We start from the raw sequence: 19,798 nt of genomic DNA on the forward strand, positions 1-19,798 counted from the left end.
ACTCTCGCGAAAGGTGGACCCGTTGTCCGCACGAACCGGCCTGCTCGAAGGAAAGACCGTTCTGGTCACGGGCGTCCTCACGGACCGCTCGATCGCCTTCCACGTGGCACGCAAGGCCCAGGAGGAGGGAGCACGCGTCGTCCTCACGGGCTACGGCCGGCTCTCCCTGGTCGAACGGATCGCCCGGCGGCTGCCGGAGCCCGCCCCGGTGATCGAGCTGGACGTCACCGACGACGAGCACCTGGCCACGCTGGAGAGCAGGCTCCGCCGGCACACCGACCGTCTCGACGGGGTCCTGCACGCCGTGGCCTACGCGCCTCCCGGGGCGCTGGGCGGTGGCTTTCTCAGCACGACCCGGCAGGACGCCACCACCGCGTTCGAGGTCTCCACGGTCTCCCTGCAGGCGCTGACCGCCGCGCTGCTCCCGCTGCTGGGTCCGGGGTCCTCGGTGGTGGGACTGGACTTCGACTCCCGTCAGGTCTGGGCGGGTTACGACTGGATGGGCGTCGCCAAGGCGGGCCTGGAGGCCTGCGCGCGCTACCTGGCCGCGTACCTCGGGGAGCAGGGCATCCGGGTCAACCTGGTGGCCGCGGGCCCCTTGCGGACCCTGGCCGGGCGCGCCACCTACGACGAGGGCACCGATCCCGACCAGGCCGAGGCGGCGTGGGACCTGCGCGCCCCGCTCGGCTGGCGGGCCACGGACTTCGAACCGGTGGCGAAGGCCTGCACGGCCCTGCTCTCGGACTGGTTCCCGGCGACCACGGGAGAGATCCTGCACGTCGACGGCGGAGCGCACGCGATCGGCGACGGCGGTGTCCGTGTCCATGTCCGCTGAGCTCGCGCAACCGTCCGGCGGCGCGCCGGACCTGGCCACCGTGGGCCCCGTCGAGGTGACCGGTGAGTCCATCGCCGAGTTCGCCGACGCGCTAGGGGATCCCCATCCCGTGTACCGGAGCGCGGCGGCCGCACGCGAACGGGGGCACCCGGACGTGATCGCACCCCCCACCTTCGCCGTCCGGCTGGCGGCGCAGGCGGAGGCATCGGTCCTCGCACGGCGGCCGCTCGGGTACGACTACGCGTCCGCCGTCCATCTCGCCCAGGACTACCGCCATGTCCGCCCGATCCGGAAGGGCGACGTCCTGACCGCTTCCGCCCGGCTCGTCCAGGCCCGCGAGGCCCTGGGCGGCGGTCTGGTCTCGGTGGAAGTGACGATCTCGGCCCAGGACGGAAGCACCGTGACGGTGTCCACCGCCCAGGTCCTGTCCCGCCGGCCGGCGTCCGAGGTCGCGCCGGAGGACGGCGAGGACCCGACGGGGGACGGCGAAGACCCGACGGAGGACGGCGAAGACCCGACGGAGGACGGCGAAGACCCGACGGAAGACGACGAGGACGGGCAGACGCCGTACCAGGCACTGGCGGAGTTCATCGGCCGGGAGGACTTCATCTGCCTGGGCGCCAAAGCGGCCCTGCGGCGCGGCGGCGTCCTCCACCGGCACTGCGGCGAGCTCGGCAGCCCCTCGGCGGTCCTCGACAGCCTGGCCGGTCTGGGCGATTTCCTGGAGTCGTTCGAACCCGGCGAGCGGAGCTTCTCGTCGTTCGTCGCCACGTTCGACAGCCTGCCGGATACGGCCGAGCAGGCCTTCGAGGATGCGGTCTGGGGCCATCTGCAGGGCATGCACGACCGGGACAGCCGCCGTCATGCCTGGAACGGGCAGTACGACTCGGATCCCGCCTCCCCACGGTTCGCCTTCTCCGTCCAGGGCCATCCCTTCTTCGTGGTGGGCCTTCATCCCGGCGCGTCCCGGCCGAGCCGCAGATTCCGGTTGCCCGCGCTGGTGTTCAACTCGCAGCTCCAGTTCAACGCCATGGGCCGCAACTTCTTCAGGATGCGCAAGAAGATCAGGCAGCGGGACCTGGCGTTCAACGGTTCGGCGAATCCGAGTCTTCTCACGTACCGGGACGAGGCCCGGCACTACAGCGGCCGGATGACCGCGCCCGGGTGGGGGTGCCCCTTCACTCCGCGCAACGGCGGGAACGCCCGCGGCACAATGGCCGGATGACGGACGAGGTGTTTCTGATACCGGCCCGGCCGACCGCCACGGCCGGGCTCCTCGCCGGGGCCGCCGCCCGCCGGGGGATGACCGTCCGGACCCTCGGCCCCGGCTTCGGCGACCTGGCCGGCCGGGCCGTGCACTGGTGCGGTGGTCCGCACGCCGCCGCGCGGGTGGCCGGGGCGCTCGGGCTGGGGCTGCTGGAACCGCCCGACGACTGGCTCACGCGGCTGCCCGAGCGGTTCACGGGCCGCCGGATCGAGCTGACCACCCTGGGCCGGGCGGCGCACGATCTGACCGGTTCCGGGCGGCCGGCGTTCGTGAAGCCGCCGCGCGAGAAGTCCTTCCCGCCCGCCGTGTACGGGCCCGGCTCGCCGCTGCCCGAGGCCCTGCCCGCCGCCACCCCCGTGCTGGTCTCCGAGGTGGTGGACTTCGCCGCCGAATACCGGCTGTTCCTGCTCGACGGGGAGATCGCCGCCGGGAGCCGGTACGCCGTCCACGGGCGCCTGGACCCCGCCCCCCTCACCGAGGACGCGCGCGGGGCGGACGTACGCGGCTTCGCGGCCGCGCTGCTCGCCGCGGCGGGCACGGACCTGCCCAGCGCCGTCACCGTCGACGTCGGCCTCGTCGGCGCGACGGGCCGGTACGCCGTGGTCGAGGCCAACATGCCGTGGTTCTCGAACAGTTACGCCGCCCGGCCCGAGGCCGTCCTGGACGTGGTCCTGCGCGCGGCCGGGCCGCTCCACCGCGTCCGCGCCGCCGACCTGCCGTTCGTGACCCCGTAGGGGGGGAGGCCTCGGGCCGGCCGGCCTCCACTCCCCTCCCCATCCCCTCCCCGCTCCGCTCCGCTCAGCCGTTGAAGCCGAGGGCCAGGGCCACGACCGCCGGGGCCGCGTAGATGACCGGGAAGGCCACGTGGGCGTAGGACTTCGCCCGGAGCACCGTGATCACGGCCCCCGCGAAGTACAGGGCGACCCCGATCGCCGCCGCGATGCCGATCGCCGGGACGAAGACACCCACCGCCAGGCCCACCGCGCCGGCCGCCTTCGCGGTGGCGAGCGAGGTCCACCACGAGCGCGGAACCCCGTACTCGGCCAGCGGCTCCACGACCCACTTCGCCTTGAAGAACATCGAGGCCGCCGAGAATCCGACCATGAACGCGCCGACCAGGGCGAAAACAACAGCGGTGGTGGACATCCGGGCTCCCCTCGGGCGGGCGCCGGTGCGGACTCGCTCCGGTCTGTCTCCCGCCTGCTTCACTCCACTGACCCGCCCCGCCGCACCGATGTGACAGGCCGCGCGAAAAACTTCCGCCCACGCTCAGGGGCTGCCGGGGAGGTGGACGTCCAGGGCCGGGCCGGATCCCGATCCGCGCCCAGGACTTCGGCAGGGGGTTGCAGGTGGTGCTCGCGTCGCCGACCGGCCGCGCGGGCCCGGAAGGCTCGGACGCCCTCGCAGAGGGAACCGTGTGCCGGGGCAGTCCGCCGTGCCGCCGGGCCCGGCGGCACGGCGGGGGGCACCGCTCAGCCGAAGCTCGGCATCTCACCCACTGTTGTCGACATGTCGATCACTGCGAAAGCGGCGCCCTGCGGGTCGGTGACCGCCGCGAACCGGCCGAACGGGCTGTCCATCGGGCCGAAGTGCAGCTTCCCGCCGTGCTTCTGGGTCTTCGACACCGCCTCGTCGCAGTCCGGCACCCCGAAGTAGACCTGGATGTACGGCGGAACCTCCGGCGGGAAGTCGTCGTCCATCTTCATCCGGCCCAGCACCGGGTTCCCGGCGCCGCCGACGCTGAAGACCTTGAAGTCCATGCCGGCCATCTCGGGATCGTCGCCCGCGTCCATCTGCTGGGCGCCGTACGGGAAGACCTTCGGCAGGAACCCGTCCGCCTTGGCCGGGTCCCGGGTGAAGACCTCCGCCCACGCGTACGAGCCCGGCTCGCCCATCTTCTCGAATCCCTTGTGCTCGCCCGGCTGCCAGACGCCGAAGACCGCACCGCTCGGCTCCTTCGCGATCAGCATCGTGCCGAAGGCGCCCACCTGCATCGGGCCCATCAGCACCTCGCCGCCGTTCGCCGTCACCTTCTCTGCGGTGGCCGCCGCGTCGGGCGAGGCGAAGTACAGACACCACTGCGAGGGGGCGTCGGCCCCCGGCATCGGCGGGACCACGGCCGCGACGGCCTTGCCGTCGGAGTAGGCCTGCGTGTAGTTGCCGTACTCGCTGCTGGCCTCGCCGAAGGTCCAGCCCAGCACGTCCGCGTAGAAGCTCTTGGCCCCCTCCACGTCGGCGAACATCGCGTCCACCCAGCACGGAGCGCCTTCGGAGAACTCAGACATGATCGATCGACTCCTCGTCTCGTACCTGTCGTCGTCGGTAGACGGTCGTACTCACGCTAGGCGCGCGGTGCGGCGGCCGCGCGGGGAGCGCGCCCAGGCGGGACGCTGGAACCATGGACAAGGACATCACCATCCGGCTGGCACAGCAGCCGGAGGCCGACGCGCTGCTCGGCCGGAGCCCGCTCGCCGCACTCGTCGGAATGCTGCTGGACCAGCAGGTGCCGATGGAGTGGGCGTTCTCGGGGCCCTGGACGATCGCCCGGCGGCTGGGCTCCGACGATCTCGACGCGCACACCATCGCCGCGTACGACCCGGAGGCCTTCGCGGCCCTGCTCTCCGAGAAGCCCGCCGTCCACCGGTATCCGGGGTCGATGGCCACGCGGATCCAGCAACTGTGCGCGTACCTCGTCGAGCACTACGACGGGAACGCGGAAGCGGTCTGGGCCGACGCCGCGACCGGGCAGGAGCTGCTGAAGCGCCTCAGGGCGCTGCCGGGCTTCGGGGAGCAGAAGGCCCAGATCTTCCTCGCGCTGCTGGGCAAGCGGTTCGGCGTGCGTCCGACGGGCTGGCGGGAGGCGGCGGGCGGGTACGGCCCGGCGAACGTCTACCGTTCGGCGGCCGACATCACGGGGCCGGAGTCCCTGGCCAAGGTGCGGGCGCACAAGCAGGAGATGAAGGCCGCCGCGAAGGCCGCCAAGGCCGCGGGCGGCTCCTGATCCCGGTCGCCAGGGCCCTGGTCAGGCCCTGGTCAGGCTCTGGTCAGGCCCTGGTCAGGCCCTGGTCAGGCTCTGGTCAGGCCCTGGTCAGGCTCTGGTCAGGCCCTGGTCAGCCCCTGGCCATTCCGGGAGCGGACGGAATTGACCGGGCACAGAGGCTGTCGATTGACCCCTGATTCCGGTCGCTCAAGATCATAGATTGGTGGACATGACAGAGATCGCGACCCGCGCCGCCACCGCCGAGGCCATCTACGACGCTCCCGGCAGCCTCATCACCCTGCTCACCGACACCGCCGAGCTCACCTGCAACACCGCCACCTTCGACGAGGGTGCGGCGGGCGCCCCGGTGCACTTCCACACCAAGGCCACCGAGTTCTTCCACGTCACCGACGGCCGGCTCGACATCCTCGTCGACGACGAGATCCACACCCTGGGCGCCGGCGACTTCATCGCGATCCCGCCGGGCGTCAAGCACGCCTTCGCCCCCGCCGCCGGCCACACCGCCGCCGTCTTCGTCGGCTTCACCCCCGGCATGGGCCGCTTCGACTACTACCGGCTCCTGGGCCGGGTCAACGCGGGCGAGGCCACCGTGCAGGACATCAAGGACAGCTCGGCGACCTACGACAACCACTACGCCGAGAGCCCCGTCTGGAGCGGCCGCCGCCGCAGCGCGGAGCCGTAGACCACGTCCGCGTCGAGGCGGCGCAGTTCCTCCGCGATCAGTTCGGCGCCGCTGCGGATCTTCAGGGCCACCTTGCGGTCGGGGCTCCCCGGCAGGCTCAAGGTGGCCAGCACGCCCGCGGGCCGGTCCACCCGGATCTCTCCGCCCGTGGTCTGCAGGCTCACCCCGGTGATCACCGGGCCCTCGCTCGCCACCCGGGCCACCGGCACCCCCAGCCGGTCCTCCAGCCAGCGCGCCAGCAGCTCCGCGCTCGCGTTGTCGGGCTCGCTCTCCACCGCGGCGCCGGTCACCGGCAGCGGCTTCTGGTCCAGGGCCGCGGCCAGCAGCGAGCGCCACGGCGTCAGTCGGGTCCAGGCCAGGTCGGTGTCGCCGGGCTGGTAGCCGGCGGCCCGCTCGTCGAGCACGCCGACCGGATCGAAGGCGGCGGCCGCGTCCGTGATCCGGCGCTGGGCGAGCGCGCCCAGCGGATCCCCCGCCAGGTCGGTGGGGGCGTCGGCCGGCCACCAGGCCACCACGGGCGCGTCCGGCAGGAGCAGCGGCAGGACGACCGAGCCGGCCTGCTCGGTCAGCTCACCGTGCAGGCGCAGCAGCACGATCTCGCCGGTCCCGGCGTCGGAGCCGACCCGCAGTTCGGCGTCGACGCGGTTCGCGCGGAGCTTGTGCGGGCCGCGCGAGCTCCGCCTGATCACCGCGATGATGCGGCAGGGGTGTTCGCGCGAGGCCTCGGAGGCCGCGCGTACGGCGTCGTAGGCGTTCTCCTCGTCGGTGGCGAGGACAAGGGTCAGCACCAGCCCCATGGTCGGGCTGCCTATCGCCCGGCGGGCTTCGAGCAGGGCCCGGTTGACCTTGCTGGACGTGGTGTCGGTGAGTTCGGTCCGCATGCACCGAGTCTGTCACCGCGTCACCGGCGCCTGCGCGCCGTCCCGAAGATCGAGCGCGAGATCTCCCGGCCCAGCTGTGTCCCGATCGACCGGGCCAGCGAGCTGAACAGCCCGCTCCCCACCACCTGCTCGGCCAGCGAGCGATCCGGCTTCGGGGCGCTGCGCGCGGCCCGCACCGCTTCCTTCTCCGCCTCCTTGGCCTCCTTCTCGGCCTCGGCGGCGGCCGCGGCGGCCTCCGCACGCGCCTCCGCGGCGGCCTGTTCGGCGCTGATCTTCTCGTACGCCGACTCGCGGTCGACCGGCTCCGCGTAGCGCGACCAGAGCAGCGAGGACTTCACGGCCTGCTCCAGGTCGGCCGCCGCGATCGGTCCCATCAGCGACTGCGGGGCACGCAGCCGGGTCGCCGCGACCGGGGTGGGGGCGCCCTTCTCGCTGAGCACGGTGACGACCGCCTCGCCGGTGCCCAGCCGGGTGAGCAGCTCCTCCAGGTCGTACGCGGAGTTGGGAAAGGTCTTCACGGTCGCCTTCAGCGCCTTGGCGTCGTCGGGGGTGAAGGCGCGCAGCGCGTGCTGCACCCGGTTGCCGAGCTGGGCGAGGACGTCCGCCGGCACGTCCTTGGGGGTCTGGGTGACGAAGAAGATGCCGACGCCCTTGGAGCGGATGAGCCGGACCGTCTGGGTGATGGACGCGAGGAAGGCCTTCGAGGCCCCGTTGAAGAGCAGGTGCGCCTCGTCGAAGAAGAAGACGAGCTTGGGCTTCTCCAGGTCGCCGACCTCCGGCAGATCGTTGTAGAGGTCGGCGAGCAGCCACATCAGGAAGGTGGAGAAGAGCTGCGGCTTGTCCTGGACGGCCGGGAGTTCCAGGACGGAGACCAGTCCGCGCCCGTCGGCGGCCGTCCGCAGGAACTCGCCCGTGTCGAACTCGGGCTCGCCGAAGAACTCCGAGGCACCCTGCTGCTCGAAGGCGGTCAGCGCCCGCAGGATCACCCCGGCCGTCACCGTGGACAGTCCGCCGATCCCCTTGAGTTCGATTCTGCCCTGGTCGGAGACGAGGAAGGCGACGACCGCGCGCAGGTCCTTGAGGTCGATCAGCTCCAGGCCCTTGGAGTCGGCGTAGTGGAAGATCAGGCCGAGGGACTGCTCCTGCGTCTGGTTGAGCTGGAGCACCTTGGACATCAGCACCGGCCCGAAGCTGGTGACCGTGGACCGGAGCGGGATCCCGGGGCCGATCCCGCCCAGCGAGTAGAACGCGCAGGGGTATCCGGTGGGCTCCCACGGCTGGGCCACGTCCCGGGCCCGTTCGGCGATCCTGTCGCCCGGCGTCCCGGGCGCCGAGATCCCCGAGATGTCGCCCTTGATGTCCGTGAGGAAGACGGGGACGCCGCCCGCCGACAGCTGTTCGGCGATGAGCTGGAGCGTCTTGGTCTTGCCGGTTCCGGTGGCTCCGGCGACCAGTCCGTGGCGGCCCAGCATCGCCAGGGGGATGCGGATCTGACGGTCGGGCAGGCATGCGCCGTCCCAGAGGAGGGCCCCGAGGTCGAGCGCGGGGCCGGTGAACGCGTACCCGGCGGCGATCTCCCCGGCCGGTCCGGCCGGGCCCGGCCGGTCCTCCGGAAGGGCGGGGTCGGTGCTCTCGCTCATGCTTCACTCCCCAAATAGCGCTGTTCGCCACTTTTGCACCACCGTCACGAGGCTGCGCCCGCACGCACCGGCCCGGTAGGCTTTCCGTGTGATCTTCAAGCGCATCGGAAGCGGACGGCCCTACCCCGACCACGGCAGGGAAACCACCCGGCAGTGGGCGGACGTCGCGCCGCGCCCGGTCCGGCTCGACCAGCTCGTGACGACCAAGGGCCAGCTGGACCTCGAAACGCTGCTCGCCGAGGACTCCACCTTCTACGGCGACCTGTTCGCGCACGTCGTGAAGTGGCGGGGCGACCTCTACCTGGAGGACGGGCTGCACCGCGCCGTGCGCGCCGCCCTCCAGCAGCGCCAGGTGCTGCACGCGCGCGTCCTTGAGATGGACTGACGGCTTCGCCTGGATTGCGCCTTTCGGGTCGCCATTGACCTATCAGCAGATCATTTAGTAGGCATCGACACCGGGCCGCACTACGCTGCGCCCATGAGCATGCTCACTCCCCCCGGCATGGGCGGAAAGTACCGCGTCACGGGAGCCGCCTACCCCCGTATGAGTCGTAAGCGGAGCCGTACCCGGATCGTCCTCGCCGTGCTCGGCTCGATCCTTGCGCTGGCCCTGGTCGGCTACGGGGCCCTGCAGCTCATCGACGTGTTCCGGGGCGACAGCCCCAAGCGGAACACGGCTGCGGGTGCCAAGGACTGCCCGACGACGCCTCCCGGTACCGCTGCCAAGGGCGGCCCCGGCGCCGCCTCCGCCGCCCCGGCCGCCAGCAAACCGGCGGTCGTCCTCCCCCCGCCCGGGGAGATCGCGGTCAACGTCTACAACGCGACCCCGCGTGCGGGCCTGGCCAAGGCCGTCGGCGACGAACTGGCCAAACGCGGCTTCGTCATCGGCAAGGTGGGCAACGCCCCGGCCGACTTCGACAAGAAGGTCCCCGGCACGGGGATACTGCTGGGCGCCCCCACGACCGACAAGGCCGTCTTCGCCGTACTCGGCACGCAGCTCGCCGGGGTCACCCAGCAGACCGACACCCGCGAGACCGCGGACGTCGACCTGATCCTGGGCGACGCCTTCACGGAGCTGAGTACGAAGGAGGACGCGGACAAGGCGCTGGCCCTGCTGGCCAACCCCGTGCCCGCGCCCAAGAACTGCTGACGCGCAGGACGCGAACCGCGCCGGACGTGTCCCGCGCGGGACGCGTCCGACGCGCCGCACGCGTCCGGCGCTCCGCACGCATCCGGCGTGCCGGACCGCCGCGCGGCTCCCCTGCGCAGAGCGGCTCGGAGCGGCTCTACTCCGCCGAGCCGTACATCCGGTCGCCGGCGTCACCCAGGCCCGGCACGATGTAGCCGTGCTCGTTGAGCCGCTCGTCCACCGCGGCCGTCACCACCGTCACCGGCGTGCCCGCCAGCTCGCGCTCCATGATCTCGACGCCCTCGGGCGCGGCCAGCAGCACCACGGCCGTGACATCGTCGGCGCCGCGCTTGATCAGCTCCTGGATCGCCGCGACCAGCGTGCCGCCGGTGGCGAGCATCGGGTCGACGACGTAGACCTGGCGGCCCGAGAGGTCCTCCGGCATGCGCGTCGCGTACGTGGAGGCCTCCAGGGTCTCCTCGTTGCGGACCATGCCCAGGAAGCCCACCTCGGCGGTCGGCAGCAGCCGCACCATGCCGTCGAGCATGCCGAGGCCGGCGCGCAGGATCGGGACGACCAGCGGGCGCGGGTGCGAGAGCTTCACGCCGGTGGTCGGGGCGACCGGGGTCTCGATGTCGGCCTGCTCCGTGCGCACGTCCCGGGTGGCCTCGTAGGCGAGCAGGGTCACCAGCTCGTCGGCGAGCCGCCGGAAGGTGGCGGAGTCGGTGCGCTTGTCGCGCAGGGTGGTGAGTTTGTGCGCCACCAAGGGGTGATCGACGACCTGCAAACGCACAACATCCTCCAAAACTCAGCCTGCGACCTGCAAAAACGGTCGCACGACGCGACCTGCACCCAAAAGGCTACGCGCTGACGCGGCTCCTTCGCGTCCGAAGCCGCGCTCCCGCCCGCCGCTTCCTTGCGGATGCGACCCGCGCGGACGCCCAGCAGGCTGGACGGATGAGCAACACACCGGTGATCGCGGCCGTCGACGGTTCGGAACACAGCCTCAGGGCCCTGGAGTGGGCGCGGAAGGAAGCCGTCCGGCACGACAGCGGGCTGCTGGTCGCCCATGTGCTGCCCGACCACGCCCAGTTGTACGCCGGGCGCCGCGCCTCGCTGCACGACGCCTCCGAGCCCGCGGAATTCGCCGACCCCGTACGCGACTGGGTCGAGTCCCTGCTCGGCGCCGGCGGCTCCGGGCTGCCCGAGGGGGTCACGTACGAGGCCCTGGAGGGCTCCGTCCCCGAGGCGCTGCGGGTGATCGGCTCGCGGGCCCGGATGCTGGTGATGGGCTCCCGCGGCCGCGGCGGCTTCGCCAGCCTGCTGCTCGGCTCCAGCAGCCGGGCCGTGGCCAGCACGGCCGCCTGCCCGGTGGTCGTGGTCCCGCACGCGGAGCGCGGCGCCGGCGCCGACATCGACGCCGACGCCGAGCAGTCGGCCGGGCGGGTGGTGGTCGGACTGCACGCCGCCGAGACGCCCGACGACGTACTGGCCTTCGCGTTCACCGAGGCCGCCGTGCGGGGGACCACCGTCCAGGTGGTCTCCGCGTACGCCATCCCGCCCTCGCCGACCCTGGTGATCGACAGCCCGTTCGCGGTGATCCCGCCGGAAGGGCTGGCCGACGAGGGGGACGGCGTACCCGCCGAGCGGGAGATGCTGCGGTCCCAGACGGAGCGGCTGGCACCGCTGCGCGAGCGGTTTCCGGACGTCCCGGTCGAGCAGGCCGCGGTACCCGGGGACCCGGCGGGCCGGCTGGTCATCGCCTCCCGGGCGGCGGCGCTGGTCGTGGTGGGCCGCCACCACCCGCGGCGCACCGCCATGTCGCTGGCGATCGGCTCCGTGGCCCATGCGGTGCTCCACCACGCGCATGGCCCGGTGGCGGTGGTCCCGACCCTCAAGGATGACGTCTGACCTGCGGTGGGGTGGCATCAAACGCGCCGTCCGGGGGAAGGTGGGTGCAGGGGGGACGACCGACCAGCCAGGTGGTGGCCGATGCCCGACAGGCAGCCGAAGGACGAGGTGCCGGAGACCGCGGCGCAGCGCCGAGCACGCCGCGCGCAGTTCCTGCGCGACCTGATGGAGGCGCGCGAGCTGCGCGATCGCGTCCAGCCCCGCCGCGCCCGAGCGGCCCGTATGCGCCAGCAGATGCGCATGCGCACCTTCCGCTGGTGATCCGGGGGCGCGCCGCGCCGCGACACGTCCGGGCCGCACCACCCGCCCCACACCCCTCCTCACGACCCCGCCGCCCCCGCGCCGCAACCCCGTACAGCCCCTGCCGGTGTACGGCGCGGCACGACGCAAGCGCGGAAGACCTCTCGCAAAGCCGCTGTTTCTGCCACGATGCCGATTGGGCGGGGTACGGACGGCGAGCAGCACGGCCGCGGTGCCCCAACCTCCGGCCGGGGGGACCTCCAACCGGCACGCCTAAGACCAGTGGGAGAGTCACGGTGTATTTCGCCGCACTGCTCGCGCGCACCGAAGACGGGTGGGAAGCGAGCGACATGGAACTCGACGACGTCGAGTCCCTCAGTGATCTGATCGATCTCGCCCGGTCCGCCGCTGTCGACGACGACACGGTGGTCGCCCTCATCGAGCAGGAGGACGCCTGGTTCGGCGTCGTCCGCGTGGACGGCGAGGAGGACCCGCGGTACTTCGTATCGAACGCCTCCGCGGCCGCCCGCAGCTCCTACGGCTCGATGCTGACCAAAGAGCTGCTGGGCAGCGACGAGGAGGACGACGAACTCGACGACCTGGACCTGGACGGCACCGAGGACGGCGAGGAGGATGCCGTCGCCGCGTTCACGGACGAGGACGCCGACGAGGACGAGGCGGGCGGGACCGGTGCGGAACCGGTACCGGCCGGTCCGCTCGGTGACCCCGGGCTGCTGGACGATCTCGGGGTGACCAACAAACAACTGATGACCCTGGACGGGGACGCACTCTCGGAGATCGCCGATTCCCTCGGCGCCACCGAGGTCCTGGAGGCCGTCCGCTAGTGGTCCCTGCGAACACCGACGATCCCGTACGGGACCCGTGGCGGGACTCCATGCGCCTGGCGCTCCAGGAGGCCGCCCGGGCGGTGCCGGCCGGCGATGTGCCGGTCGGCGCCGTCGTGCTGGGCCCGGACGGGCGGATCCTCGCCACCGGGTACAACGAGCGCGAGGCGACCGGCGACCCCACCGCGCACGCCGAGGTCGTGGCACTGCGCCGGGCGGCCGCCGCGCTCGGGGAATGGCGCCTTCCGGGGTGCACCCTCGTGGTGACCCTGGAGCCGTGCGTCATGTGCGCGGGCGCGCTCGTCCAGTCGCGCGTCGCCCGGGTGGTCTACGGCGCGGACGACGAGAAGGCCGGCGCCGCCGGGTCGCTGTGGGACCTCGTACGGGACCGCAGGCTCAACCACCGTCCCGAGGTGGTCCGCGGTGTCCTGGCCGACGAGTGCGCACGGCAGCTGACGGACTTCTTCCGCGGCCTCTGAACCGGCGTGCGGGCCCCGGCAGCGGCGCCCAGGGCCCGGAAAAGGCCTGCGTACGGCCACCGCGGCGCCCCCGGCCCTATCGATTTCAGCGGATGGGGTTCCTTAGGCTAGGATCCATCTCGGTAGTGTGTCCGAGTGGCCGAAGGAGCTCGCCTCGAAAGCGAGTATGGGGCAACCCATCGGGGGTTCAAATCCCTCCACTACCGCTTCGATCGAGAGCCCCGCCCCGCAAGGGTCGGGGCTCTCGGCGTGTTCCGGGTCGCCTCTCCGGAGGACACCCGCGTGACCGCCCGCCCCTTCGGCCGTTGTCACGGCATGACCAAGACCCAGCGCATGCTCGCCGCCCTCGCCCTCGCGGGGGCCGCCGCGGGCCTCGCCGCACCCGCCGCCTCGGCCGCCCCGGTCTCCCCGCTCACCCTCCCGGACCTGCCGGCGGCCGCCCCGGGGATGCCGGCCGGGGCCCAGCCCACGTCCGTCCAGGAGATCGGGTCGCAGCTCAGCGCCGGCGCGAACCAGCTCAACGCGCTGATGGAGCTGCCCGACCACCTGGCCCCCGTCATCGCCCCCGTACAGCCCCTCACGGACCTGGCCGGCGGCCTGGAGTAGCCACCCGGGCCGCAACCGCCTCCGCGCGCCCCTCGTACGCCCCCTGTACGCCCTGAGCGCGCCCCTGTACGCCCGAGCCCCGGTACGCCCCCGTACGCCCGCGCGGGCGTACGGGGGCGTAGGGGACGACGCGAAGAAGGCCCCGACCGGAGTCGGGACCTTCTTCGCGCGGAACGGGGGAAGCGGCATCGGGGGGACAAACCACTTCCCCCGATGAGGACGGACCTGCCGGTCCGGGCCGCGATCAGGGGGAAGCGCGCGGCCCGGACCCCGCAGTGAGGCCCTGCCCCTCACCCACCGGTTTCCTGCCAGAACCGGTGGGCGCACACCCATCCTGCGCCCACCGCAAGCGCACGCTCCACGGCAAAGGACCCGGAGTACCGGGCCATTGGTCCTTAAAGGACAGGTGAGTGTCCAATCTTGACCGGTTAGACTCACCCGACTTGCTCGGACCGGTTGGGGAGGCCGCCCGCACGTGGACACCAAGAAGCTCATCACGGGTGCCCTCACCGTGTTCGCCCTCTTCGTGATCATCACCCAGCCGAAGAGAGCGGCCGAGATCGTGGAAATAGGCTTCCAGGGGATATCGGATGCCGCCTCCGGCATCGGCGAGTTCATGACCGAACTGGTGCGCTGACCCGTACGCTGAAGCGGTTACCGGACTTCCGGCCCCCCACTCCGACGGGTGGGGGGCTTTTTGTATACCTACCGCTGGGCATATTGCCCTGATATGCCCAACTTGCCCTCAACACGGCGCTATACGGTGCTTGCACACAGTGCACATCTCTTGTGATGCTATGACCGCTTTTGATGGATGAGTTGACTGAAGGGGTGGCGTGACCGTGCCGGCCAGTACTGCGCCTCAAGTGCCACCCCAGCAGGACCCCCAGGTGCCGCCCCAGCCGGAGCCCCAGCGGGAACACCGCCAGGAGCCCCGCCAGGAGCCGCCCGAGGAGCCCCCGGTCGCGCCGAGACCCCCGAGCAGGGGCGCGGACACCCGGGCACTCACCCAGGTCCTCTTCGGCCAGCTGAAGGGCCTGGAGCCGGGCACCAGCGAGCACAGCCGGGTGCGCGGGGCCCTCATCGAGGCCAACCTCCCGCTCGTCCGGTACGCGGCCGCACGCTTCCGCAGCCGCAACGAGCCGATGGAGGACGTGGTCCAGGTCGGCACCATCGGCCTGATCAACGCCATCGACCGGTTCGACCCGGACCGGGGCGTGCAGTTCCCGACCTTCGCGATGCCGACCGTCGTGGGCGAGATCAAGCGGTACTTCCGCGACAACGTCCGCACCGTCCACGTGCCGCGCCGCCTCCACGAGCTCTGGGTCCAGGTCAACGCCGCCACCGAGGACCTCACGACCCTCCACGGCCGCACCCCGACCACCGCCGAGATCGCCGAGCGGCTGCGCATCACCGAGGACGAGGTGCTGTCCTGCATCGAGGCCGGGCGCAGCTACCACGCGACCTCCCTGGAGGCCGCCCAGGAGGGCGACGGCATGCCCGGGCTGCTGGACCGCCTCGGCTACGAGGACCCGGAGCTGGCCGGGGTCGAGCACCGCGACCTCGTCCGCCATCTCCTCGTACAGTTGCCCGAACGCGAGCAACGGATCCTGCTCCTGCGGTACTACAACAATCTGACGCAGTCACAGATCAGCGTGGAGCTCGGTGTCTCCCAGATGCACGTCTCCCGACTCCTCGCCCGGAGTTTCGCCCGACTGAGATCCGCAAACAGGATCGAGGCGTAACCGGAACGAGTGGAGATCATTCACCTGTTTCCCGACAGATCGGACTGATCGCCCTCCGAGCCTCTCTGTCGCTGGAGATATATGTCGACATGGCGCTACAGCGCGTTGCCGACATGTGACATTCTGCGTGAACCGCGTTTGCCGCAGCCCCGCCTCCGGTATTCAGGTGGAGGCTGCGTTCCTCCGACGGGCGCGCAGTACGCGACCGTCCGCGACCTCAAGGGGGTGGCATGTCCGTAGACCAGGGCAGCTCCAAGGTGCTCACGCTCGTCAAGAGCGCGCCTGCGCCCACAGCACCTGCAGCGTCCGACCGCTCGGAAGCCATCGACACCCGGACCCTCTCCCGCTCCCTCTTCCTGCGGCTCGCCGCCCTGGATGCGGACAGCCCCGAACGGGCGTACGTACGCGACACCCTGATCGAGCTGAACCTGCCTCTCGTGCGCTACGCAGCCGCCCGATTCCGCAGCCGCAACGAGCCGATGGAAGACATCGTCCAGGTCGGCACCATCGGCCTGATCAAGGCGATCGACCGCTTCGACTGCGAACGCGGCGTCGAGTTCCCGACGTTCGCGATGCCGACCGTCGTGGGCGAGATCAAACGATTCTTTCGGGACACCTCCTGGTCCGTCCGCGTCCCGCGCCGGCTCCAGGAACTGCGCCTGGCGCTGACCAAGGCCAGCGACGAGCTCGCCCAGAAGCTGGACCGCTCGCCGACCGTGCCGGAGCTCGCCGCCGTGCTCGGGGTCTCGGAGGAGGACGTCGTCGACGGCCTCGCCGTCGGCAACGCCTACACCGCCTCCTCGCTCGACTCGCCCTCCCCCGAGGACGAGGGCGGCGAGGGCTCCCTCGCGGACCGCCTCGGGTACGAGGACACCGCGCTGGAGGGCGTCGAGTACCGCGAGTCCCTGAAGCCGCTGCTCGCCAAACTCCCGCCCCGGGAACGGCAGATCATCATGCTGCGGTTCTTCGCGAACATGACGCAGTCGCAGATCGGCGAGGAGGTCGGCATCTCCCAGATGCACGTCTCCCGGCTGCTGACCCGCACCCTCGCGCAACTGCGCGTAGGCCTCATCGGGGAGTGATCCGGCGCCTCGCGCTTCCCAATTGACGATCCGTCAGGAAAACTGGCGCGATGCGAAAGGGATCGCGAGCGGCCGCCGCCACCACCCTGCTCGCCCTGTGCTGCACGGCCGCCGCCGGCCTCACCGGCTGCGGCGGCCCGGCGCGGGACGGCTATCTCGCCGTGGGCGCCGCGGCCCCGGGCCCCGAACGGGGCGCGGGGGAGAACGTGGCTCCGCAGGGTCGGGTGGAGTTCCAGCAGCTCGGAGGCCCGGACGCGGCGGGCGGATCCGCCCGGTCGGCCACGACCTCCACTACGTCGACCGGTGCCGCGGGATCCGGGAGCCCGGGCGGCTCCGCCCCGGGCGGAGCCACGACCACCGGCCTCGGCGGCTCCGCAGACACCCCCGGCACCCCCTCGGACCCGGGCAGGACCCCACCGCGCCCCGGCGCACCCGGCGCGCCGACGGCGCCCACCGCCCCGACCTCGCCGGCCTCACCGACCTCGCCCGGCACCCCGACGAGCCCGCCCGGCAGGCCCGGGACGACACCGCCGGCCCCGCCCGCGTCCACACCGGCCCGGCTGACGCTGTCCGCTCCGGTCAGGGCGGCCGCGGCCGACCGCTGGTGCGAGCAGGTCACCGTGACCTTCACCAACACCGGAACCACCGCGGCCCGTTCGGGCACGGTCAGTTTCGCGACGCACATCATCGGCGCCCTCGGCATCGACTGGGCCACGATCACCACGAGCCAGGCCCTGCCGGCGCCGCTGGCGGGCGGGGCCTCGAAGACGCAGACCTACACGGTGTGCGTGGAGTCCTGGCGGGTGCCGCTGGGCATGCACGTGGACACGCAGAAGGTCACCGCCACCTGGAGCTGAGCCGAGGTGCGGTGAGGCGGGGCGAGACGTCCTCGGGGCGTCGCCCGGGGGCCGTCAGGTCAGGGCCACCCAGGCGGCCACGCCGATGACGAGCACGAGGGCGAGGACCAGCCCCACCTTCAGGGCCGGGTTCGAGGACGACCCGGACCGCTGCTCCGCGCGGCGCTGCTGACGGGCTCCAGGGCCCGCCTGACGGGCCGGTGCGGCCTCCTCGACGAAGGCCTTGAACATCTGCGTGCTGCCCGCGGGGTCGTAGCCGCCCTCGGGGACCTGTGAGTTGTGGTTGTCAGCCATGGAGCAGGACCCTAGCCGGTTTTCCGATTCCTTTACCGCCCCACCCCCCAGATTCATTTGCCTGTAGCAACCATGCGCTTCTATGGTTGCCTCAAGCAACAAGATGGGGGACCCGGTGACCGTGCAGACCGCTCCGACCGTGCAGAGCGCACCGACCACACCGCCTGCTCCGACCGTTCCGGCCCCGCCGGCCGCTCCGCCTGCTCCGACCGACCCGCCCGTGCCGACCGCTCCGTATGCGGAGCTGGCCCGCCAGCTCACCGGGATCGGCGCGGTCAAGCGCGAGCTCGCCCGCTGCCTGCCCCCGGACTGCCCGCCCGGTGCCGCCGCCGTCCTCACCCTGCTCGACCGGCACGGGGAGATGCGGCTGAGCCGGCTGACCGAGTTCATGGGGGTCGACATCTCCGTGACCAGCCGGCACGTCACGCACATCGCCGACCGCGGCTGGATCGAGCGCGAGACCGACCCCGGCGACGGGCGGTGCCGGATCCTGCGGCTCACCCCGGCCGGGCGGGCGCTCCTCGCCGAGCTCGGCGCCCGCTGCACGGCCTCGCTGGAGAGAGCCCTCCACGACTGGTCCCCCCAGGACATCGACGTACTCAACACCCTGCTGGCCCGACTCCGATCGAGCTTCTAGACAAAGGAAAGACATGGCCCAGTCGGAGACGACGACCGACCACCCGCCCGCGTCCGCGGCCACCCCCGCGGCCACCCCCGCGGCCACCTCCGTGACCATGACCCACCCGCAGATCATGAAGGCGCTGTCCGGGCTGATGCTCGGCATGTTCGTGGCGATCCTGTCGTCCACGATCGTCTCCAACGCCCTCCCCCAGATCATCAGCGACCTCGGCGGCACCCAGTCCTCGTACACCTGGGTGGTCACGGCCGCGCTGCTGTCGATGACGGCCGCCACCCCGCTGTGGGGCAAGCTGTCCGACCTCTTCAGCAAGAAGCTGCTGGTCCAGATATCCCTCGTGATCTACGTCCTCGGATCCGTGGTCGCGGGCCTGTCCCAGAACACCGGCACGCTGATCGCCTGCCGCGTGGTCCAGGGCATCGGCGTCGGGGGCCTCTCCGCCCTGGCGCAGATCGTGATGGCCGCGATGATCTCCCCGCGCGAGCGCGGCCGGTACAGCGGCTACCTGGGCGCGGTCTTCGCCGTCGCCACCGTCGGCGGCCCGCTGCTGGGCGGTGTCATCACCGACACCGAGTGGCTGGGCTGGCGCTGGTGCTTCTACGTCGGCGTGCCGTTCGCGGTCATCGCGCTGATCGTGCTCCAGCGCACCCTGCACCTCCCGGTCGTACGCCGCGACGTCAGGGTCGACTGGCTGGGCGCCTTCCTGATCAGCGGCGCCGTCTCGCTGCTGCTGATCTGGGTCACGCAGGCCGGCGACTCCTACGAGTGGATCTCCTGGCAGACCTGGGCGATGACGGGCGGCGCGCTGCTGCTCGGCCTGCTCTTCGTCCTCGTCGAGTCCCGCGCGAGCGACCCGATCATCCCGCTGCGGCTGTTCCGCAACAAGACCATCAGCCTCGCCTCGGCGGCCTCCCTGTTCGTGGGCATCGCGATGTTCTCGGGGACCGTGTTTTTCAGCCAGTTCTTCCAGTTGGCCCGCGGTGAGTCCCCGACGATGTCCGGAATCCTCACGATTCCGATGATCGCCGGCCTCTTCGTCTCCTCCACGGTTTCCGGTCAGGTGATCACCAAGACCGGTAGGTGGAAGGCCTGGCTCGTCTCCGGCGGCGTCCTGCTCACGGCCGGCCTGGGTCTGCTGGGCACCCTGCGCCACGACACCCCCTACTGGCACATCGCGATCTACATGGCGCTGACCGGCCTCGGTCTCGGCATGATGATGCAGAACCTGGTCCTCGCCACCCAGAACCAGGTGGCCCCCGAGGACCTGGGCGCGGCCAGCTCGGTCGTCACCTTCTTCCGCTCCCTCGGCGGCGCCATGGGCGTCTCCGCGCTGGGCGCGGTCATGGCCCACCGGGTGACGCACTACGTCCAGGACGGCCTCGCCGCCCTCGGCCCGAAGGCCGCGGCCCTCGGCCACGGCGGCACTGCCGGGGGCGGGATCCCCGACCTCGACAAGCTGCCCGCGCCGATCCGCGAGGTCATCGAGTCCGCGTACGGGCACGGCGTCGGCGACGTCTTCCTCTACGCCGCCCCGTTCGCGCTGCTCGGACTGGTCCTGGTGGTGTTCATCAAGGAGGTCGCCCTGAAGTCGAAGCCGGCGGCCCACGCCCCGGCGGCGTCGAACGAGCCGGCCCCCGCCGAGACCGCCGTCAAGGCCTAGTCCGCCC

The 19,798-nt window shown here is 71.9% G+C and carries 24 protein-coding genes and 1 tRNA gene; 19 read left to right on the forward strand and 6 right to left on the reverse strand.

The window, feature by feature from the left end; all coding sequences use genetic code 11:
* Positions 1–22 precede the first annotated feature (22 nt).
* From fabI to ACFY0D_RS21080, 3 genes are read left to right on the forward strand one after another with little or no spacing between them, the layout of a single operon-like run.
* On the forward strand, positions 23–835 hold the full coding sequence (gene fabI / locus ACFY0D_RS21070) for an enoyl-ACP reductase FabI (protein WP_390799656.1): 813 nt from the start codon (positions 23–25) through the stop codon (positions 833–835).
* The gene (gene gntA / locus ACFY0D_RS21075) at positions 825–2,060 is read left to right on the forward strand and encodes a guanitoxin biosynthesis heme-dependent pre-guanitoxin N-hydroxylase GntA (protein WP_390799657.1); all 1,236 of its coding nucleotides are present in this window, start codon (positions 825–827) and stop codon (positions 2,058–2,060) included. Before fabI ends, gntA begins: the two co-directional genes overlap by 11 nt.
* The gene (locus ACFY0D_RS21080) at positions 2,057–2,836 is read left to right on the forward strand and encodes an ATP-grasp domain-containing protein (protein ID WP_390799658.1); all 780 of its coding nucleotides are present in this window, start codon (positions 2,057–2,059) and stop codon (positions 2,834–2,836) included. The genes gntA and ACFY0D_RS21080 overlap by 4 nt, the downstream gene beginning before the upstream one ends.
* A gap of 64 nt (positions 2,837–2,900) precedes the next feature.
* Here ACFY0D_RS21080 and ACFY0D_RS21085 read toward each other — a convergent pair whose 3' ends face one another.
* Positions 2,901–3,248, reverse strand: a complete 348-nt coding sequence (locus ACFY0D_RS21085) for a DoxX family protein (protein WP_390799659.1) — start codon at positions 3,246–3,248, stop codon at positions 2,901–2,903.
* 326 nt (positions 3,249–3,574) lie between these two features.
* Positions 3,575–4,387, reverse strand: a complete 813-nt coding sequence (locus ACFY0D_RS21090; protein WP_390799660.1) for a VOC family protein — start codon at positions 4,385–4,387, stop codon at positions 3,575–3,577.
* A gap of 113 nt (positions 4,388–4,500) precedes the next feature.
* On the opposite strand from ACFY0D_RS21090, the gene ACFY0D_RS21095 reads away from it, so the two are divergent.
* Both ACFY0D_RS21095 and ACFY0D_RS21100 read left to right on the forward strand, forming a co-directional pair.
* Positions 4,501–5,103 carry an HhH-GPD-type base excision DNA repair protein gene (locus ACFY0D_RS21095; protein ID WP_390799661.1) on the forward strand — a complete coding sequence of 201 codons (603 nt, stop codon included), beginning with the start codon at positions 4,501–4,503 and terminating at the stop codon, positions 5,101–5,103.
* A 208-nt stretch (positions 5,104–5,311) separates the two neighbouring features.
* Positions 5,312–5,785: a cupin domain-containing protein gene (locus tag ACFY0D_RS21100; protein WP_390799662.1), complete on the forward strand. Its 474-nt coding sequence runs from the start codon at positions 5,312–5,314 to the stop codon at positions 5,783–5,785.
* Here ACFY0D_RS21100 and opcA read toward each other — a convergent pair.
* Positions 5,734–6,666 carry a glucose-6-phosphate dehydrogenase assembly protein OpcA gene (gene opcA, locus ACFY0D_RS21105; RefSeq protein WP_390799663.1) on the reverse strand — a complete coding sequence of 311 codons (933 nt, stop codon included), beginning with the start codon at positions 6,664–6,666 and terminating at the stop codon, positions 5,734–5,736. The two genes, ACFY0D_RS21100 and opcA, sit on opposite strands and share 52 nt — an antisense overlap.
* A 20-nt stretch (positions 6,667–6,686) precedes the next feature.
* Positions 6,687–8,306, reverse strand: coding sequence for a helicase HerA-like domain-containing protein (locus ACFY0D_RS21110; RefSeq protein WP_390799664.1), 1,620 nt, complete (start codon positions 8,304–8,306; stop codon positions 6,687–6,689).
* A gap of 88 nt (positions 8,307–8,394) precedes the next feature.
* Between ACFY0D_RS21110 and ACFY0D_RS21115 the strand changes: the two genes are divergently transcribed.
* Positions 8,395–8,691, forward strand: coding sequence for a type II toxin-antitoxin system VapB family antitoxin (locus tag ACFY0D_RS21115; protein WP_030010424.1), 297 nt, complete (start codon positions 8,395–8,397; stop codon positions 8,689–8,691).
* Between the two features lie 93 nt (positions 8,692–8,784).
* Positions 8,785–9,456, forward strand: coding sequence for a LytR C-terminal domain-containing protein (locus ACFY0D_RS21120; RefSeq protein ID WP_390799665.1), 672 nt, complete (start codon positions 8,785–8,787; stop codon positions 9,454–9,456).
* A gap of 136 nt (positions 9,457–9,592) precedes the next feature.
* Here ACFY0D_RS21120 and upp read toward each other — a convergent pair whose 3' ends face one another.
* Positions 9,593–10,228 (reverse strand): uracil phosphoribosyltransferase, encoded by a 636-nt coding sequence (gene upp / locus ACFY0D_RS21125; protein WP_030010426.1) that lies wholly within the window; start codon positions 10,226–10,228, stop codon positions 9,593–9,595.
* A 164-nt stretch (positions 10,229–10,392) separates the two neighbouring features.
* Here upp and ACFY0D_RS21130 point away from each other — a divergent pair, with 164 nt between their 5' ends.
* The 10 genes from ACFY0D_RS21130 to ACFY0D_RS21175 all read left to right on the forward strand — a co-directional run bounded on the left by ACFY0D_RS21130 (position 10,393) and on the right by ACFY0D_RS21175 (position 17,200).
* Entirely contained in the window at positions 10,393–11,346 is a 954-nt protein-coding gene (locus tag ACFY0D_RS21130) for a universal stress protein (RefSeq protein ID WP_390799666.1), read from the forward strand.
* Between the two features lie 81 nt (positions 11,347–11,427).
* On the forward strand, positions 11,428–11,607 hold the full coding sequence (locus ACFY0D_RS21135) for a hypothetical protein (protein WP_030768873.1): 180 nt from the start codon (positions 11,428–11,430) through the stop codon (positions 11,605–11,607).
* A gap of 275 nt (positions 11,608–11,882) precedes the next feature.
* Positions 11,883–12,431 carry a hypothetical protein gene (locus tag ACFY0D_RS21140; protein ID WP_390799667.1) on the forward strand — a complete coding sequence of 183 codons (549 nt, stop codon included), beginning with the start codon at positions 11,883–11,885 and terminating at the stop codon, positions 12,429–12,431.
* Between the two features lie 50 nt (positions 12,432–12,481).
* On the forward strand, positions 12,482–12,910 hold the full coding sequence (tadA, locus tag ACFY0D_RS21145; protein ID WP_390799763.1) for a tRNA adenosine(34) deaminase TadA: 429 nt from the start codon (positions 12,482–12,484) through the stop codon (positions 12,908–12,910).
* Positions 12,911–13,031: 121 nt separating this feature from the next.
* Positions 13,032–13,116 (forward strand) — tRNA-Ser (locus ACFY0D_RS21150).
* Positions 13,117–13,192: 76 nt separating this feature from the next.
* Positions 13,193–13,516 (forward strand): hypothetical protein, encoded by a 324-nt coding sequence (locus ACFY0D_RS21155; protein WP_390799668.1) that lies wholly within the window; start codon positions 13,193–13,195, stop codon positions 13,514–13,516.
* Positions 13,517–13,991: 475 nt separating this feature from the next.
* A complete protein-coding gene (locus tag ACFY0D_RS21160; protein WP_167745563.1) occupies positions 13,992–14,153 on the forward strand; it encodes a hypothetical protein in 162 nt (53 codons plus the stop codon).
* A gap of 229 nt (positions 14,154–14,382) precedes the next feature.
* A complete protein-coding gene (locus tag ACFY0D_RS21165) occupies positions 14,383–15,261 on the forward strand; it encodes an RNA polymerase sigma factor SigF (RefSeq protein ID WP_390799669.1) in 879 nt (292 codons plus the stop codon).
* A gap of 230 nt (positions 15,262–15,491) precedes the next feature.
* Positions 15,492–16,343, forward strand: coding sequence for an RNA polymerase sigma factor SigF (locus ACFY0D_RS21170; RefSeq protein ID WP_202200826.1), 852 nt, complete (start codon positions 15,492–15,494; stop codon positions 16,341–16,343).
* A 50-nt stretch (positions 16,344–16,393) separates the two neighbouring features.
* Complete coding sequence (locus ACFY0D_RS21175) at positions 16,394–17,200, forward strand: hypothetical protein (RefSeq protein ID WP_390799670.1); 807 nt, start codon at positions 16,394–16,396, stop codon at positions 17,198–17,200.
* 54 nt (positions 17,201–17,254) lie between these two features.
* On the opposite strand, the gene ACFY0D_RS21180 is transcribed toward ACFY0D_RS21175, so the two are convergent.
* The gene (locus ACFY0D_RS21180) at positions 17,255–17,494 is read right to left on the reverse strand and encodes a hypothetical protein (RefSeq protein WP_351150839.1); all 240 of its coding nucleotides are present in this window, start codon (positions 17,492–17,494) and stop codon (positions 17,255–17,257) included.
* A 220-nt stretch (positions 17,495–17,714) separates the two neighbouring features.
* On the opposite strand from ACFY0D_RS21180, the gene ACFY0D_RS21185 reads away from it, so the two are divergent.
* Both ACFY0D_RS21185 and ACFY0D_RS21190 read left to right on the forward strand, forming a co-directional pair.
* Complete coding sequence (locus ACFY0D_RS21185) at positions 17,715–18,131, forward strand: MarR family winged helix-turn-helix transcriptional regulator (protein ID WP_390799764.1); 417 nt, start codon at positions 17,715–17,717, stop codon at positions 18,129–18,131.
* Positions 18,132–18,228: 97 nt separating this feature from the next.
* On the forward strand, positions 18,229–19,791 hold the full coding sequence (locus tag ACFY0D_RS21190; RefSeq protein WP_390799765.1) for an MDR family MFS transporter: 1,563 nt from the start codon (positions 18,229–18,231) through the stop codon (positions 19,789–19,791).
* Positions 19,792–19,798 lie beyond the last annotated feature (7 nt).

The sequence above is a fragment of the Streptomyces sp. NPDC001502 genome, assembly GCF_042894785.1.
GTDB classification, from domain to species: Bacteria; Actinomycetota; Actinomycetes; order Streptomycetales; family Streptomycetaceae; genus Streptomyces; species Streptomyces kutzneri.